16 protein-coding genes and 4 pseudogenes are annotated in these 15337 nt (G+C 67.5%); 10 read left to right on the top strand and 10 right to left on the bottom strand.

Features of this window, described 5'->3' with window-relative positions:
• Positions 1-41 precede the first annotated feature (41 nt).
• The 5 genes and pseudogenes from ABZY12_RS12080 to ABZY12_RS12060 form a co-directional block, all read left to right on the top strand.
• Complete coding sequence (locus ABZY12_RS12080) at positions 42-1592, top strand: SPASM domain-containing protein (protein WP_356889200.1); 1551 nt, start codon at positions 42-44, stop codon at positions 1590-1592.
• 49 nt (positions 1593-1641) lie between these two features.
• Positions 1642-1971 (top strand): hypothetical protein, encoded by a 330-nt coding sequence (locus tag ABZY12_RS12075; protein ID WP_356889199.1) that lies wholly within the window; start codon positions 1642-1644, stop codon positions 1969-1971.
• A gap of 106 nt (positions 1972-2077) precedes the next feature.
• Complete coding sequence (locus tag ABZY12_RS12070; protein ID WP_356889198.1) at positions 2078-2431, top strand: hypothetical protein; 354 nt, start codon at positions 2078-2080, stop codon at positions 2429-2431.
• Positions 2428-4224 carry a hypothetical protein gene (locus ABZY12_RS12065; RefSeq protein WP_356889197.1) on the top strand — a complete coding sequence of 599 codons (1797 nt, stop codon included), beginning with the start codon at positions 2428-2430 and terminating at the stop codon, positions 4222-4224. The genes ABZY12_RS12070 and ABZY12_RS12065 overlap by 4 nt, the downstream gene beginning before the upstream one ends.
• A gap of 186 nt (positions 4225-4410) precedes the next feature.
• Positions 4411-4550, top strand: a pseudogene (locus tag ABZY12_RS12060) (IS701 family transposase); the annotation flags it as partial.
• A 16-nt stretch (positions 4551-4566) separates the two neighbouring features.
• Here the strand turns inward: ABZY12_RS12060 and ABZY12_RS12055 are convergent.
• Together ABZY12_RS12055 and ABZY12_RS12050 are read right to left on the bottom strand one after the other, a co-directional pair.
• Positions 4567-5098, bottom strand: a pseudogene (locus ABZY12_RS12055) (ATP-binding protein); the annotation flags it as partial.
• Between the two features lie 628 nt (positions 5099-5726).
• A complete protein-coding gene (locus tag ABZY12_RS12050; protein ID WP_356889196.1) occupies positions 5727-6950 on the bottom strand; it encodes a glycosyltransferase in 1224 nt (407 codons plus the stop codon).
• A gap of 401 nt (positions 6951-7351) precedes the next feature.
• On the opposite strand from ABZY12_RS12050, the gene ABZY12_RS12045 reads away from it, so the two are divergent.
• Positions 7352-7747, top strand: coding sequence for a VOC family protein (locus tag ABZY12_RS12045; RefSeq protein WP_356889195.1), 396 nt, complete (start codon positions 7352-7354; stop codon positions 7745-7747).
• A 137-nt stretch (positions 7748-7884) separates the two neighbouring features.
• Here ABZY12_RS12045 and ABZY12_RS12040 read toward each other — a convergent pair.
• Positions 7885-8713 (bottom strand): annotated as a pseudogene (locus tag ABZY12_RS12040) (IS110 family transposase); the annotation flags it as partial.
• A gap of 798 nt (positions 8714-9511) precedes the next feature.
• On the opposite strand from ABZY12_RS12040, the gene ABZY12_RS12035 reads away from it, so the two are divergent.
• Positions 9512-9811, top strand: coding sequence for a hypothetical protein (locus tag ABZY12_RS12035; RefSeq protein WP_356889194.1), 300 nt, complete (start codon positions 9512-9514; stop codon positions 9809-9811).
• Positions 9812-9864: 53 nt separating this feature from the next.
• Here ABZY12_RS12035 and ABZY12_RS12030 read toward each other — a convergent pair whose 3' ends face one another.
• The 3 genes from ABZY12_RS12030 to ABZY12_RS12020 all read right to left on the bottom strand — a co-directional run bounded on the left by ABZY12_RS12030 (position 9865) and on the right by ABZY12_RS12020 (position 10655).
• Positions 9865-10194, bottom strand: coding sequence for a hypothetical protein (locus ABZY12_RS12030; RefSeq protein WP_356889193.1), 330 nt, complete (start codon positions 10192-10194; stop codon positions 9865-9867).
• A 151-nt stretch (positions 10195-10345) separates the two neighbouring features.
• Entirely contained in the window at positions 10346-10435 is a 90-nt protein-coding gene (locus ABZY12_RS12025) for a Ku protein (RefSeq protein WP_356889192.1), read from the bottom strand.
• Entirely contained in the window at positions 10404-10655 is a 252-nt protein-coding gene (locus ABZY12_RS12020) for a Ku protein (protein WP_356889191.1), read from the bottom strand. The genes ABZY12_RS12025 and ABZY12_RS12020 overlap by 32 nt, the downstream gene beginning before the upstream one ends.
• A 205-nt stretch (positions 10656-10860) precedes the next feature.
• Here ABZY12_RS12020 and istA point away from each other — a divergent pair.
• A pseudogene (gene istA / locus ABZY12_RS12015) lies at positions 10861-12277 on the top strand (IS21 family transposase).
• Positions 12274-13041 carry an IS21-like element helper ATPase IstB gene (istB, locus tag ABZY12_RS12010; protein ID WP_356889190.1) on the top strand — a complete coding sequence of 256 codons (768 nt, stop codon included), beginning with the start codon at positions 12274-12276 and terminating at the stop codon, positions 13039-13041. Before istA ends, istB begins: the two are co-directional and overlap by 4 nt.
• 18 nt (positions 13042-13059) lie before the next feature.
• Here istB and ABZY12_RS12005 read toward each other — a convergent pair whose 3' ends face one another.
• Positions 13060-13413: a hypothetical protein gene (locus ABZY12_RS12005; protein WP_356889189.1), complete on the bottom strand. Its 354-nt coding sequence runs from the start codon at positions 13411-13413 to the stop codon at positions 13060-13062.
• A gap of 54 nt (positions 13414-13467) precedes the next feature.
• The gene (locus ABZY12_RS12000) at positions 13468-13740 is read right to left on the bottom strand and encodes a hypothetical protein (RefSeq protein WP_356889188.1); all 273 of its coding nucleotides are present in this window, start codon (positions 13738-13740) and stop codon (positions 13468-13470) included.
• Between the two features lie 253 nt (positions 13741-13993).
• On the opposite strand from ABZY12_RS12000, the gene ABZY12_RS11995 reads away from it, so the two are divergent.
• A complete protein-coding gene (locus ABZY12_RS11995; RefSeq protein ID WP_356889187.1) occupies positions 13994-14305 on the top strand; it encodes a hypothetical protein in 312 nt (103 codons plus the stop codon).
• Positions 14306-14478: 173 nt separating this feature from the next.
• On the opposite strand, the gene ABZY12_RS11990 is transcribed toward ABZY12_RS11995, so the two are convergent.
• Together ABZY12_RS11990 and ABZY12_RS11985 are read right to left on the bottom strand one after the other, a co-directional pair.
• Positions 14479-14703 (bottom strand): hypothetical protein, encoded by a 225-nt coding sequence (locus ABZY12_RS11990; RefSeq protein ID WP_356889186.1) that lies wholly within the window; start codon positions 14701-14703, stop codon positions 14479-14481.
• Positions 14700-14993 (bottom strand): hypothetical protein, encoded by a 294-nt coding sequence (locus ABZY12_RS11985; protein ID WP_356889185.1) that lies wholly within the window; start codon positions 14991-14993, stop codon positions 14700-14702. The genes ABZY12_RS11990 and ABZY12_RS11985 overlap by 4 nt, the downstream gene beginning before the upstream one ends.
• Positions 14994-15337: the final 344 nt, after the last annotated feature.

Below are 15337 nucleotides of genomic sequence, written 5' to 3'. Positions count from 1 at the left end.
CACATCGTTGGCACAGTGCCAGAGCTCGAAAGGCAGCACACGTGCGGATCAGCACCTATGTCATTGGGGCGCCGCTTCCAGACAGGAGATTCACCCTTCTCCTGCATGGGCTCCGAGGCAGTCTGGACAAAGTCCCGGCGAGCGTCGGGAACTACCTCGTCGAGCATCGTGGCAGGGACGTGGGGGCGCCTCCGTGGAATCCGGGAGACGAGGCGGAGCTGCATCTCCAGGAACGCGGCTACCTCACGGATCTCTCCGTAGAGGACGAGCGCCTGCTCATGGTGGACATGGCAGCGGCACTGCATGAGGCCGACCTCGCGTCCAGTCCGCCGAGTTTTTGCTTCGTCCCCGCCTATACGTGCAACCTGCGCTGCCCGTACTGCTTCCAGCCGCACGAAATGCACGCGGGCAAGGGCAGTTACGCCACCATCATGACGCGGGAGCGGGTCGACGACGCCTTCCGGGTCATCGACCGGTTCGACCGTCCCGGAGCCGTGGCCCGCGAACTGGGAATGTGTCCGCCCCCGCAGCCCTCCGCCGGCGATTCCGAGCGTGCCGCCGCCGCTCCGTTGCTGGGTCTGTTCGGCGGAGAACCATTGGACGAGACGACCCGCGACATCGTCGAATACATCGTCGGCGAGGCCCGCACCCGAGGCTCGGCTCTGTGGGCCATCACCAACGGCGTGCAGCTTGACTTGTTCGCTGACCTGCTGGGCCCCGATGGCCTGGCGGAGCTCCAGATCACCCTCGACGGAATGCCGGAACTGCACGACCGACGCCGGGTCGGACCGCGCTTCCGGGAGACGTTCCATCGCATCGTCGGCAACATCGACCTGGCGCTGGAGGCGGGCGCGCAGGTGAAGGCTCGCATCAACGTCGACAGCAGCAACGTCGACCATGTGGCGATGCTCAACGACCTCTTCGCCGAGCGGGGCTGGCTCGGGCATCCGTCCTTCTCGGCCGGCGCTGCCGTGGTGACAGGGGAGGCGAAGCACGAGCCGCTGGTATCGCATGCCGACCTCGTCAAGCTGACCAGCACCTTCCGTGCCGAGGACACCAACTGCGTGAACAGCTACGAGCACTACGCCATGAACACCCTCGTGCGTGCTCTGAGCAGTAAGTACCCGTTCCAGCGAGTGGCCCACTGCGCTGCGGAGACGGGATTGCTGATGTTCGACCCCCGCGGCGACCTGTACGGCTGCTGGGAGGAGATCGGGCTGGCCGACCGCAGGATCGGGCATTACCGTGGCGGCACGCTGAGCCTGGACCAGAAGGCCGCGGGAGCCTGGCTCTCTCGCTTCCCCGGCTCCATCGAGCAGTGTTCGAGCTGCCCCTATGCCCTCATCCACACTTCCGGATGCGGCAATCATGCCCGCAACGACAGCGGCACGCTCTTCGCAGCCGCCTGCGAGGGCTTCCAAACCTACTTCCCCCACACGCTCGCGGAGTCCTACACCGAGATCGAACAGCAGTTGCTCGACGGGCCCCTGCCGACCCGGAGGCATCTCCGTAGGCTGCCGTTGGTCCAGGTAACCAACGGCCGGGCCGGTACCGCCGAAGAAGGCGCACTGCTGCACGTTCACTCGACCTGAGCTGGGGTCAAGAGGAAAGTCCTCGGAATCGAGAGAAAGTTGCTCACCCGTGGCCAGTAACAACAACCCTCCCCAGGGCCTCGTCGCTCTCAACGACATCGCCGACCTCATCCAGTTGCTCAAGTACGGCGGTTTGGCCGAACTACTGGGCGAACCGGGTGTCGGAACGGATTGTGACGTCCGGTGTGAGTGCAAGACCACGCATTGCACGTGTGCCGGCTCGGTTCAGCAATTGACGCTCGCAGACGTGAGGCCGCCCGGGGGGAAGACCCTGAAGGCGGAGCGGATCGCCGAACTTCAACGCCAGCTCGAGCAGGCTGAGCGACCGGTCTCTGAAGCCGGCCCCGAACAGTCCAGAGGCGGCGAAATCTCGGGCTGAGGGGGGCCCGGTGGCGGCTGCTTGAGTCCAGCTCCCGTGCACGTTCGTTCGACCTGGGGTGGGATCCAGAGGAGAGTCCTCGGCATCGAGAGAAAGTTGCTCACCCGTGGCCAGTAACAACAACTCTTCCCAGGGTTTCGTCGCTCTCAACGAAATCGCTGAGCTCATCCACTTGCTCAAGTACGGCGGTTTGGCCGAACTACTGGGCGAACCGGGCGTCGGAACGGACTGTGACGTCCGGTGTGAGTGCAAGACCACCCGGTGCGCGTGTGCCGGCAGCGTGCAGGCGCTCACCTTCGCCGACACGAATCCGGAGGCGGGTGAGGAACTCAAAGCACGGCGGGTCGACGAACTGCGTCGTCAACTCGCCGAGGCGGAAAGTGAGATGGACGCCGAAGAATCGGATGGCGAGTGGGAGGCATCCGCTGAACCGCAGGACGGGCCGGGAAGCAGGAAATGACCGCCTACCACTGCGCCCGTCCAACCGACTGGGAGCGGTCCGTACCTGGCGTCGCCTGGCTCGGCGACGCCGCTCCCGAGGGCGCGCCGCCCTACCCTCCCGTGCTCGATGCGGTGGAGTCGGCGCTGATTCTGCGGCCCACGCCCATGCTCCGGGCCGCGGCCGGTGCTCTGGCCCCACGCTGGGAAGAACTGGGTCGAGCCCAGGAGCCGAGCGACCCCGACCGTGCGGACTCGACCGGCGAGGAGGACGACACCGAGGAGCGGCTGGTGCTGTACGGAGCTGCTCGGGCGGTCAGCGAGCTCGGCGCGGGCTTCGGCTACGCACTCGCTGTCAGCGCGGACTCCGGACCCAACCTCCGATACTTCGCCACCCACCTGGCCCGCCTGGCCCAGGGGACCGGCTTCAGCCTGGCTTGCGTCGGCGATGCCTCCGCCTTTCCGGCGACGGCGGTGGTGCGGCGCACCGCCCGCCCCCCGGATGAGGCAGTCGCTCCCCCCGAGACTCCCGTGACCGAGCTGGCAGCGGCGGACCGCCAGGCACTCACCATCGTGGCGATTTCCCACTGGGGTGCTCCCGTCACCGCTGCTCTGCGCTTGGGACTGAGCCGTGAGGCGGCCGATCGGCTGGGACGCCCAGGGCCCGGAGGCAACAGCTGGATCAGCCTCACCTCGGGCACACGGCACACGTTGCGCAGTGGTCTGGACGCCCGTGACTCTTCCCGTCACGCCGCTGCTCTCTTCGATGCCTGGCAGCCGGCCGGCTGGGACTACATCAGGCGCGCCGAACTGGCCGTCATGAGCGGCGACAGGGCCCGCCTGCGCGAACAGCACGCTGCGCTGTTCACAGGGTGCGCCATCATCGGACGAGACCTCCTCCAGCGACATGCCGCTGCGACGGCCATCGCGCTCGAGGTCCCCGGCGGTGATCCGCCGGTGTCTCCTGACCAGCGGGTCGCTGCACACGTGGCGGCCGCCCGACTGGCACCTCGGCTTCGGCCGGAGAGCCTTGGAGACACGGAGGCCACAAGGCACTTCCGCTCTGCCCTCCGTCTGTCGACAGAACCGGTCGAGCGGCTGGACCTCACCTACGAACTGGCCAACCATTTGGCCAAACAGCGGACGCCGGACTCGCTGAACCATGCCAGAAGACTGTACGCCGAGGGCCTGGACGAGCTGTGCAGCGTCGAGGACACCGCCCAACGCGCGAGGCTGGAGATCACGCTGCTCAACGGCCTGGCTCTGGTCGACTACTTCGAGGGGAACAACGAGTCCGCGCTGAGCCTGGAGCAACAGGCGGAGGTGACAGCCGGCAGCCTGACTGAGACGCGGCCCGACCTGGCCCGCTGGGCCTTCGCGTTGCTGGGCGTCAACACCGCGAAGCTCCTGGCGGCCAGGTTCAGCGACCGCCAAGGTGCGATCAGGAAGCTGGTTGTCGCTTTGAAGACGAGCGGCGCCGACCCGGACCGTGCTGAGAAGATCCGTCGTAGCCTGGGACGGCTGTACTTCAAGGAAGGCGACTACCCTCAGGTGATCGCGATGCTCAACAGCCTGTGCCCGCCGGGTCGGCTGGGCAACGTCAGCTCCCGTGAGGACTTCCAGGACCGCCTACTGCTGGCCGTGGCCCACCTCACCCTGGGCCGGATGGGGGAGTGCCGCGCGCAGCTCCCGCAGCTGCGCGTACTGGCGAACCGTGAGGGGAGCGAGGCGGCGGCATCCGCGTTGGACGTTCTCGCACAGGCATCGCTGGCGCCCGCGTCTCCTGCACCGGAGAGCTCACCCCTCGGTGTCTAGTGCTGTGCCCGCGACGCTTTGCCGGGTTGCTCGTTGTGCGCCGTGATCCACCGCTTCAACGAGATGGGCTCGTACGCCTTAGTACTGCAACGGTCCTTGCCGTGATGGTGGGGCAGGTGGGTCGTTTGTGTGGTTGGGGCTGGGGAGCTTGCGGATGCCCGGTCGTGGGCTGGTGAACCGAAGGCCGTGCATGAGCGGTTCGTGCACCGTTTCAGCAGGTCGGCGCCGCGTGAGTCGGCTTTTGTGTATACGCGGGGCTGATTGCTGCGCTGGAGCGGAAGAACGGCTGGACGCTGGCGGAGGAAGCCGGCCATGCCGGTCCGGACCGGACCCACCGGCTGCGCCGAGTTCGTCGATGCAGAGGAGGTCGACGCCGCCGTAGCGGGCGATGGTCTTGTTGAGCTACTTCTCGTCGGCGGCTTCGACCAGCTCGTTCACGAGCTTGGTGGCGAGCGTGGAGCGGACGCGGTAGCCCTTCATGGCGGCCTCGGCTCCCAGGGCGGTGAGCATGTGGGACGTGCCGGTGCCGGATCGCCGATCAGGCAAAGGGGTTGGCTTTTCTTGATCCACTCACAGCTGGCGAGGGTGTGGACCGTGGCTGTGTCGATGTCGGGGTTGGCGTCGAAGTCGAAGGTCCGCAGGGACTTCTCTCGGGGAAGCATGCCGCCTTGATCCGCCGTTCCGAGTGGCGGCGGGCCCGGTCGTCGCACTCGGCCATCAGCAGCTCGGCGAGGAAGGCGCGGTAGGTCATCTGGTCCTTGACCGCCCGGTCGGCGATCGCGTTGAACTCGTTGCGTATCGGCGGCAGCCGCAGCATGCGGCAGGCGGCGTCGGCTGCTTGCTCGGTGAAGCCTCGCTGGCTGGGCAGGGGCACTGTGCTTCTCCCTCTGGGTGGACACCGCCGCTGGCGCGACGACGTCGGAGCAACTGGTCATAGGGGGTCAGCGACGGCAGGGGCCTGGTGTCCGGCGGGAGATGAGACAGCTTCCACTCGTGCAGGGACGCACGTTCGCCGACGGTTTACCGGGCAGCGGCCGGCCTGCCGGGGCGGGTTCGGTCTCGGCCTGGGTGCTTTGCGGGCCTCCAGGGCGATGGCGTCGGTGGTCATCGCCCCGGCGCGCAGGGCCGCAGTGAGCCCGGCGACGACGTGCTCGTGCGGCAGGTGCCGGCCCAGCAGCAGGACCTCGATCAGGGCCTGGGTGCCGTCCCGCTCACCGTGGACCCTCTGGGCCTGAGCCCACCAGGCGTCGTGAACGGGTGTGAACCCGCCTGTCGATCGGGCCTGTTCGAGGGCAGTGGACCCGGGAACTGCTCCGGGCGTGCGGACCAGGCCCGGGCTTGAGACTGGTGGGCTCGCATGTTGAGGTGTCGCGTATTCGTGGCTGCCGCCCGTAGCTCCATGACGAGAGGTCAGCGGCCACTGGCGCGTACCTCCGTACACCGGGCGGGCAGACCAAGTCCCGCCACCACGGGGTGGCGGTCCCTTTGGTCGGGCACCTTTCTCAGTCGACCTTGTCGAGCAGCAGCTTCGCGGCCACCGTCGCGCCGTCGGTGCGGATCGTGCCGGCCACAGCGGCTGCCCGGGCTCGGGTATCAGGAGCCAGGGCGACACCGAGCGCGGCCGACAGGGACTCGAAGGTGGGGTTCGGGCCGTCGTGTGCCGCGCCGATGCCGAGGTCGGCCACGCGGCCAGCCCAGTACGGCTGGTCCGCCAGCTGGGGTACGACCATCTGGGGCGCACCGGCCAGGGCGGCCGTGGCCGTGGTGCCCGCGCCGCCGTGGTGGACGACGGCGGCGACATGCTGGAACAGGGCGTGGTGGTTGACCTCGCCGACGGTGAAGTAGTCGTCCTGGTCGTCGGCCACGGCCAGGTCGGCCCAGCCGCGGGAGAGGAGCACACGGCGGCCCTGCGACCGGACCGCCTCGACGGCCGCCCGGGCCACGTCGTCTGCGTCGCGCATGGGAATGCTGCCGAACCCCACGTACACCGGCGGTTCGCCGGCGTGGAGGAACGCCTCCACGCCGGCTGGCAGTGGGCGGTCGTCCGTCCGGAACCACGCGCCGGTCTGCACCACGTCGAGGTCCGCCGGCTCTTGCCATGGGCTCAGGACCGGGTCGGTGGCCAGCCAGGGACGGTCGGTGAGGACGTGGTCGCGGAAGTGGCCCACCGGCGGCAGGCCGATGGACGCCCGGTGGGTGTTGAGACCGGTCCCGAACAGCACGTTCATGGTCTCGGTGTCCAGGTCCCACAGCATTCGGTTGTCGGTCACGCCGGGCGGGAACGGCCGGCCCGGCCGCTCGAACGGCGGGTGGTGTGGCGAGGGCAGGTAGGCGGGGAATTTGGCAACGAACACGTAAGGGATGCCCAGGTGCTCGGCTGCCGTCCTCGCGCCGGCCGCCGCCGGGAGCAGACCGGTCGCCTGGATCACGTCGCATTCCTCGGCAGCCGTGACGACCGCCTCGTACGTCGTGGCGGTCATCGCGGCCGCGCGTGCGGGCAGCCCCTCCGCGGGAACCTTCGTCTTCCCGGTGAGCACCCCCTTCACGAACGGACGCACCGGCTCGCCGATCGGCACCAGTGGGAGGCCGACGGAGTCGAACAGCTCCGCGAAGTCCGGAGGCGTGTACATCCGCACGTCCACTCCGAGGTCCCGCAGCTGCACCGCAACCGCCATCAGCGGTTCGACGTCTCCGCGCGACCCGTAGGCCATCAACAGCACGCGCATGTACTGACTCTCATTTCGTGGGGTTCCGGGCTCGGCCTGGCAGGGCCCCGCCCGGTCTTGCTGTCATTGGCAGTGGTCAACGCAGGTCAGCCTGCGCAAGGGTGGCTCGTTCCTTCGAAGGGGATGTGAGTTCGAGTCAGGTCGGGCCGGTACGAGAGCCTGGCCTCGTGCTTCTGGTTAAGTGGGCGATTCTGAGGCACCCCCCGGGGTCTTGCCGCAAGCCCCCCTGCGCGCTCTATCTTGATCATGGAAAGAGCGGCTGCTCCCCTTTCCCGCTCTGGCCCGCTCATGACGGACAGGGCCACGCAAAGCACCGCCGCGCCCCCGGGTCAGGCTGGTACCGCTGCCCAGGGCGGCACGGGCCAATACTCTGCTTCCCGTCCGCACTATCTGGGAGAGTCATGACAAGTAGGTTCACCGAGTTGGCCGTTGACTGCCACGATCCGGAGAGGCTCGCGGCCTTCTGGTGCGAGGTCCTGGACTTCAAGGTGATCGACCGGAGCGAGGGCAAGGTCGAGATCGGCTCCTGGGTGCCGACCGTTGAAGATGTTCGGGCCCGCCAGATGTCGCCCACCCTGCTGTTTATCCAGGTGCCCGAGGGTAAGACCGTGAAGAACCGGCTTCACCTCGACGTCAGCCCGATCGACGGCAGCACCGAGGACGAGGTAACCAGATTGCTCAGCCTCGGCGCCACCAAGACGGATGTGGGCCAAGGCTCAGGCCGAAGCTGGGTGGTCATGGAAGACCCAGAGGGCAACGAGTTCTGCGTTCTTCGCACCCTGGCACCGCAAACCTAGGCAGCGAGCGGGCACCCACCCCCCGTCATCACCGCAACCGTCACATTGCCCAGAAGACCTCAGTAACCCTCCGCGACCGCTCCCCAAGATGTGTGCCAGAACCCGGAAGTCACTGACATTGATCTTGATGGTCGGCGGATCTCAGCGTCCGGATGCTGAAGGAACGCTTCCTCCACCGCCTCGGCGAGCTGGTCGGCGGCCGTGCAGGCTGCCTCCAACTGGGTGATGAGAGCGAGCATCTGCTTGCCGAGGGCGTCCTCGACAAGCGCAGGTTGGTGGGACCAGTCGGCCCGGAAGACCTCGCGGAGACGGTCAGCTTCGGCCTCGATCCCGCGCTGGCGTCCAGCTCGCCTGAGCGCGGCCTGGAGCTGGGTGCGGGTCAGCCGGGCTGCCCGAGTCGGAGTGGGGCCGTCTTGAGGAGCTCTTGGGCCTCGCGCCGGCACAGACCGTTGCGCCAGGGCTCGAATGCGGCCAGCGCGGACGGGTAGTACTCGCGCAGCAGAGATCGGAGTTGGTTGGAGATCTGCTGTCGGTTCCAGGTGGCATCCTGCTGAGCGCGGAGGAGGACGGCGACAGCCCGTGCCAGGTCGGAGTCGTTGGGCAGTGGCCGGTGGGCGTGCATGTCGGTGCGAAGGATGTTGGCCAGGACGAGTGCGTCGCCGGGGTCGGAGACTTCTTACGGGACACGCTGTGCCGCTCGCGGTAGCGGGCGGCGGCCATCGGGTTGATCGCGAAGACCGACCGTCTTCCGGTCCGCGGCACGGCGACGAGCAGGCGGCGTGAGGTCTCGATCGCGACCGGGATCCGGTTCTCCTCAGTGTCGCCGTACTCGGCGAGCAGGTCGAGCAGGTTCTTGTAGCCGGTGGCGTCATCCGTGATGTGCCGCTTGGCCAGGAGCTGGCCGGTGTCGTCGACGAGGGCGACGTCGTGTGTCCTCTCTGCCCAGTCGATGCCGCAGTAGATCAAGGTCCTCCCGTACTGCTGTGTGTTTGTGCTGGTCACGAGCCCGTGCGGAACCACGCAGCGACCTAATCCCAGGACTCGACCAGCAGGCCGGTCCGCCACCTCAGTAGCCGTTCGTGGCACCAGCGCACCCCGCGGGCCCCGGTCTATATGGGAGCTCAGTAGCTCTGCAGTATCGAGGGGTCACCGCGCGATGGGCTCGCACCCACCGACGCCAACGAGTGATCATGCGACGAGTGTTGACGCTCGTCAGGTGATGGTGGTGGCGGTCGGGGAGGTGTCGAGAAGCGCTCGGTCTCGCAAGAGGTCTCTGGGGACCCGATCTGCCGTAGACGTCCTCTCGGCACCCACCAGACCGCTACCACCATGAGCACCCGGACTCTGGCGCCACTCTCTGAAGAGGTTCAACGCCGGGTGCTTGATAGGCGTCGCAGGCCCTGGTGCTCGAACAGGTCCAAGAGCACGGTGGCTCTCATTCCCGCCCTTAGGACGGGATTAGATCTGCCGCCCCGACTCCGACTTCCGCATCCTCGACTGAACATTCCATGTGCCGGCGAGGCTGCTACTCCGAAGGAAGCCGCCGCGCCAGGTCGGACGCGAGCTGCCCGGCGGCCTGGCCCGGGGCGTGAGGTCGAGCGTTTCCAGCAGCCGCATGTAGCCGACCGCGACCCGGGCCTCGGTCGCGGTCAGCACAGGGACAGGGGCTCGGTCGGGTAGTCGCCGGTCACCGGCTGCGCAGTCTCCACACAGGGGCAACGGGCAACCGGGCGCCAGGACACGACGCCCGGCCAGGGGTGGTCCGTGACCCTGATTGGTGGAGATCGTTCGCCTGGCATGAAGAACACAAAGCGCGCGTTCGCCGCTGTCGCCCTCGCTGGGGCCGCTCTCGCCCTGTCCGGAGCCTCCCCCGCTGTGGCGGACACCCCAGGAGGGGGCGGCCTCCTCAACGTCCTGGGCATCGCCGCCGGCAGCGATGAGGATTCCTCCACCAATCACCACGTCGCTGCGGGCGGCAATCAGCAGAACTCCGGTGACAGCCTCTCCAATGCCCATACAACGACGATCAGCGGGAACACTGCGGAGCAGAGCATCGGGGGCTGAACTGGGAGCATCATCCGGGGCGCGACAGGTGAATGACCCCCACTGCACACCAGTCAGGCAGACTTCCGCCGGGACGCCGTCTTCTTCGCCGTGGCCTTCTTGACGGCCGTCTTCTTCGCGGGCGACTTCTTGGCCGCCGTCTTCTTCGGCTTCGCATTCTCGTGGACGGTCGCATCCCTGCCTGTCTCGCCTCGGGACTCCTTGGCCTGTGCCACGGACTCCTGCAGGACGGTCATCAGGTCCACAACCTTCCCGGCCGGCGCCGCCCCCTCGCCCTCGACCGGCTTCGGCTGGCGGTGCTCGGCCTTCGCATCGATGACCTCGACGAGAGCGTCCCGGTAGTGGTCGACGAGCTCCAGGTCGTCCAGGTGCTCCGTGCTCATCGTGTCCATGAGCGCCAGGGGCGCCCTCGATCTCCTCCTCGGTCAGAGGCGTCTCATCCGGGCGCAGCTCGTCGGGGGAGCGGATCTCGTCGTCTCAGTGCATCGAGTTCAGCAGCAGGGCGTCGTCCTTGATGCGGGGCATGTCCAGGCGCTAGCGGCCGCGGAGGGCGAACTTGGCGATGGCCACCTTGTCCGTCCGCTCGAGCGCCTTACGCAGGAGGACGTACAACTTGGCCGCCACGGGGCTGTCGGCGGTCAGGTAGTAGATCGCCGAGACGGATTGGGTCGATGCTCGTGCGGTCGACGAAGGCGACGATGTCGATCGCTTTCGCGGTCGGCAGCGGCATCTCGGCGAGCTCGTCATCGGAGATGGGGATGACCTGATCCTTGGAGACTTCGAAGCCCTTGCCGATCTCGTGAGGTGGTCCCGGAACTTGCGCGGGTGCCTCGGGATGTTGCACAGCAGCCGGGGACTGTGGGTGCGGGGAGGTGTGTAGCCGAAGAGCTGCTCGGGGTCGTTGTTGATCTCCTTGAGGACGTCGACTGTCGGCGTACAAGTGAACGTGCACCACCGCGTACGGGAAAGTGCACCGTTCTTGATGCGGTGAGGTTGGTGTCGCGCGAGTCTTCTGTCGTCCTGTTCGGGGTCGGTGGAGGGCGGCGAGAGTGGTCTTGGATCCGCATCGCTGGTTGGAGCTGAGGCGGTTTCGCGGCCTGTACGAGTCCGGTGCGATGAGCCTGCGGGAGATCGCGAAGGAGACCGGGCTGAACCGGCGCACGGTCGCCAAGTACCTGTCGGGCGAGACTCCGGTCGCGCCACCGCGAAGGGCGCCCAACGGGCAGCCGTACCGGCGGATCGTGGATGAGGTCGCGCCGTTGATCGACGCGATGTTGCGGGCCGAGATCCTGCTCAAAGGGGCCGTGATCCACGAGCGCCTGGTGGCCGAGTACGGGTTCACCGGCAGCTATCAGCGGATCAAGATGTACTTGCAGGAAGCCAGACCCCGCATCGCGGAGGAACTGGGCATCAGCCCGAGCGAGCTGGCCGGCCTGCACCGCAGGTTCGAGGTGGTGCCGGGGGCTCAGGCCCAGGTCGACTGGGGTGACGAGGGAAAGATCCTCGCCCACGTCGGGATCCCGAAGGTCTACTCGTTCCACATGACGTTGTCCTACTCGCGCGATCCGTTCTGCTGCTTCACCACCAGCCAGGACCTGGCCACCTTCTTCGACTGCCACCGCCAGGCGTTCGCGCACTTCGGCGGTGTCCCGATGTCGATCGTCTACGACCGCACCAAAACGGTGGTCCGCCGGCGCACCAGGTGAGGCCGTTCCGCTACATCCGGAGGCTGTCGCCTTCGCCGGGCACTACGACTTCGATCCCGACGTACTGGCCGCCTACCGGCCCACGGGCAAAGGCCGGGTCGAGCGACAGGTGCTGATCGTCCGCGACCACGTCCTGGCCGGCCGGGCCTTCTCCTCGGTCGAGGAACTCAACGCCGCGTTCACCGCCTGGGTGCCGCTGCGGCGGGCGAAGATTCACGGCACCCACGGCGAGGTCATCGGTCTGCGTGCGATCCGCGACCACGTGGCCCTCCGCCCGCTGCCGCAGACGCCCTATGTGGTCACTCAGCGGCATCTCCGCCACGTCGGCAAGGACTGCCTGGTCGCCTTCGACGCCAATCGCTATTCGGTGCCGGCCCGCAAGGTCCGCCCCCGTCAGCTGGTCGAAGTCAGGGCCACGAAGTCCCAGGTCATGCTGCATGCCACCGGCCCCGACCGCACGGGCGAGACCCTGCTGGCCGTTCATCCGCGGGCGGTTGGCCGAGGCGCCCGGATCGTGGATGAGAAGCACTGGGACGGCCTGCCCACGGGAGCCGGCCGCCGCGTCACCACCGGTGATGGGAGCCTGCCGCGGCCCCGCCGCCGCGACGCCTCGGCCTCGCAGGCAGGGCCGCTGGCGGCCCTGCTGAACCGGGCCGCGGTCACCCAGGTCGAGGTCGGCCGCCGGCCGTTGTCGGTCTATGACGAGCTGACCGGCACCCGCCCCTTCACCACCAAGCCGAGCGCGAAGGAATCGTCTTGAGCGAGCTGGTCTCCACCCGCATCCGCAACACGGCCGGCAAGCTGGGCCTGCCGCACCTGGCCGAGGCCCTTACTCAGTACGCTCAGCGGGCTGACGAGGCCAAGATGGGTTACCTCGACTTCATCGACCTGGTCCTCTCCGAAGAACTCGCTGTCCGTGACGACCGCCGCTTCCGCACCGGCCTACGGATTTCGAAACTGCCTCACCACAAGACGCTGGACGACTACGACTTCTCATTCCAGCCCGAGCTCGACCCACGCAAGGTCAAGGACCTGGCCACCCTCTCCTTCGTCGAGGCCAAGGCCAACGCTGTCCTGCTCGGGCCGCCGGGAGTGGGCAAGACACACATCGCCGTCGCTCTCGCGGCCTGCCGGGCCGGCTACTCGATCTACTTCACCAGCCTCGACGACATGGTCCGCAACCTCAAGACCGCCGAGGCCGCCGGACGGCTGACCAGCAAACTCGGCAGCTACCTCCGGCCGGCCGTTCTCGTGGTCGACGAGGTGGGCTACCAGCCCCTCGAACGCGCGGAGGCCAACCTGGTCTTCCAGGTGATCTCAAAGCGCTACGAAAAGGGCTCGATCATCCTGACCTCGAACAAGACCTTCAGCAAATGGGGACAGGTGTTCGGCGATGAGGTCCTCGCCACCGCCATCCTCGACCGCCTCCTCCACCACTGCGATGTCATCTCCATCAACGGCCCCAGCTACCGGCTCAAGAACCGGCTCGCTGCCATCGAACGCGACCGGGACGACGCAGCCTGACCAAGCTCCCCAGAGTTTTCACAGGTCAGTCCAGACATGTCCCTCGGAGTAGTCGTGCCAGCCCCGGAAATACCAGTTGGCAAGATCCCCGATTCGCTCGATGCAGTCAGCGAAGTAGGAATCGGGCGCCGGCTTGGGGAAGTTAGAGTGTGACGTCCACGACGGAACCCAGGTCGCGACCTCATAGAACCCCTCAGCGACCCATCGGTCGAGCTTCTCGTCGGACTGAGATCGCTCGCACGCGGCCCGCATTGCCCGTTCCAGGCGGGTGAAAGCCGCCCGGTCCCACTCCAGATCCCCACGCAGCCGCAGCAGGAAGCTCCCCTCCTCTGCGTCGAACTCCCGCCTCAGAACCTTGGTGATCTCGTCCATGGCCGAGATCATGACAGCCACGGAGAGATCCCCGACACTGCCCACGGCCAACCATCACGCCCGACTATCAAGCGGTGCACGTTTGCCTGTACTTGGCGGAGCACTCAGAGGAGTACGCCGACAGTCGACGGCCTCATGGACGATGTCGAGGACGATCCACTCGGCCTGGGCGCCGGTGAGTTTGCGGTGCTTGAAGACCCGTCCGGTGATCATGTGCCGCCTCCGACCGGTCGGGCTGGTCGTCGTGGTCGCGCAGTTGCGGGTGAGGGCGCGGACCTCGGCGTCGCGCATGCCCGAGAGGTAGGCGATGACGATCCAGCAGGCCACCCGCAGGTGGTGGGTTTCCTGGGATCAGGGTGGGGTTCAGGCTGCCGCGCCAGGGCCGGCCGGTTGCGGGCCAGGCTGAGCAGAGGGTGTCCACGCCTCCATCCTCGTAGCCGATGTCGGCTCCGGCGTCGCGCAGGAGGCGCTTCATGGTGGCGTGGTTGGTGGTCGAGACACCGGCCGTCAAGGCGATCAACCGTTCGTTGGGGGCCATTGGCGGAGTGCTCGGGCCTGTCGCGTCGTGGCCGCGCGGCGGTTGCCTGGGCAGACCGCGGTCGGCCGCGCGGCGGGCGGCGATGAACGCCTCCACGCGGGCGTGGGCGCCGCCGGCGTAGTGGGTGCGGCCTGCCCGGGCCTGTTCCAGCAGGCCGAGTTCGGTGCGGGCGGCGGCCAGGTCGCGGGCCACGTGGCGGACGTAGAAGAGCGTATGCCCCCGAGCACATCTACCGGGAGCCCACCGACCACCAAGGTGTTCCAGTCGCTGCTCGCCCGCCTGGAGCAAGTCGTCGAGGAGGCCGAGGCGTCTCAGCTGAGATCCCCCGCACTGACCAGCGATCGGCGGCTGTAGGATCTCAAATTTCGCGGCACAGGCGCAGCCGTGATGGCACATCGGCGGCACTTATGCCGGCATCGTGAGAGTCGGTGGTCGGGGTTTCACCCCCTTCGCTTCATGGCGGTTCCAGTCGGGCCTTTCACTGGTATGCCCGAGCAACGTACTGCCCGCAGCCGCCAGGGCAGTGCTCATTTGTCGCAGTGCTCGGCGGGCTCCTGACGAGCAGGCGCATCATCACCGAGGTCCTGGCCATCCACCCTTTCGTTCTCTGCTGCACGGAGCCCTGTGGGGTCGCGCAACCACTGCCGCCCGTCGCTGTCGATGAACTGGATCGCCCGGAGCGGGGCCCCGCCCTGCTCGATTCCGAAACTGGTCAGAAGGTACTCGTCGACGGCGCGGTGATCGAAGATCATTCGGGTGCAGGGCGGGACGGTCGAAAGGCCATGAAGACATCCTTGTGCTTGGCCGGGTCGATGTTCGCGTCCGGTGCGTTCCACCACAGCTCGACGTTGGTCACCGGATCCAGCGAGCGGTTCACGAGGATGATCGTCTCGGAGAGTTCGCCGGCCGGCTCGGTCCAGTAGCCGACCCGTCCGGCCTGCTGCCGCTCTTCCTGATCCAACTGCCTGCGCGTCGCGTCCACGCTCGACGACGCCACGGTGGCGCTGAAGAACAGGCCGATCGCGGCCGCGAGGGCCGACAAGGCGGTCGCCCAGGGGGCCAGGGCCTCGCCAAGGCCACGTGCCCGTCGTGCCGCCCCCGGCGATGCGCCGGTCGGCGGACGTCGCCGGCGTGCGTACAGCCGACGGGCTCTGATGGTAGGGGAGGTAGGTCGATGCGCCACACAATCACCATCGGCCAAAAGATGCAGCCCGACCACCGGATGCCCTCCACCCAGAGCTGGGGGCACACCGCGACGAGGCCCTTAGAACTCCTAACGAAATGATCTCCAAGGTGGTTGGATCACTTCGGGACTGATGATCCGGGGTGTGGGGTGGTTCGGCCGAAGGCCTGGGAAGGCGGCGACGAGTTGTGGGCGGTGCACGC

This window comes from Streptomyces sp. NPDC006551 (assembly GCF_040611675.1).
GTDB lineage: Bacteria > Actinomycetota > Actinomycetes > Streptomycetales > Streptomycetaceae > Streptomyces.
This window is presented reverse-complemented; position numbering and strand designations above follow the sequence as displayed.

Coding starts and splice junctions, on each gene's coding strand:
- ABZY12_RS12045 (WP_356889195.1), top strand. CDS start 7,352: ATGACAAGTAGGTTCACCGAGTTGGCCGTTGACTGCCACGATCCGGAG.
- ABZY12_RS12030 (WP_356889193.1), bottom strand. CDS start 10,194: ATGAGCACGGAGCACCTGGACGACCTGGAGCTCGTCGACCACTACCGG.
- ABZY12_RS11990 (WP_356889186.1), bottom strand. CDS start 14,703: ATGATCTTCGATCACCGCGCCGTCGACGAGTACCTTCTGACCAGTTTC.
- ABZY12_RS12005 (WP_356889189.1), bottom strand. CDS start 13,413: ATGGACGAGATCACCAAGGTTCTGAGGCGGGAGTTCGACGCAGAGGAG.
- ABZY12_RS12065 (WP_356889197.1), top strand. CDS start 2,428: ATGACCGCCTACCACTGCGCCCGTCCAACCGACTGGGAGCGGTCCGTA.
- ABZY12_RS12050 (WP_356889196.1), bottom strand. CDS start 6,950: ATGCGCGTGCTGTTGATGGCCTACGGGTCGCGCGGAGACGTCGAACCG.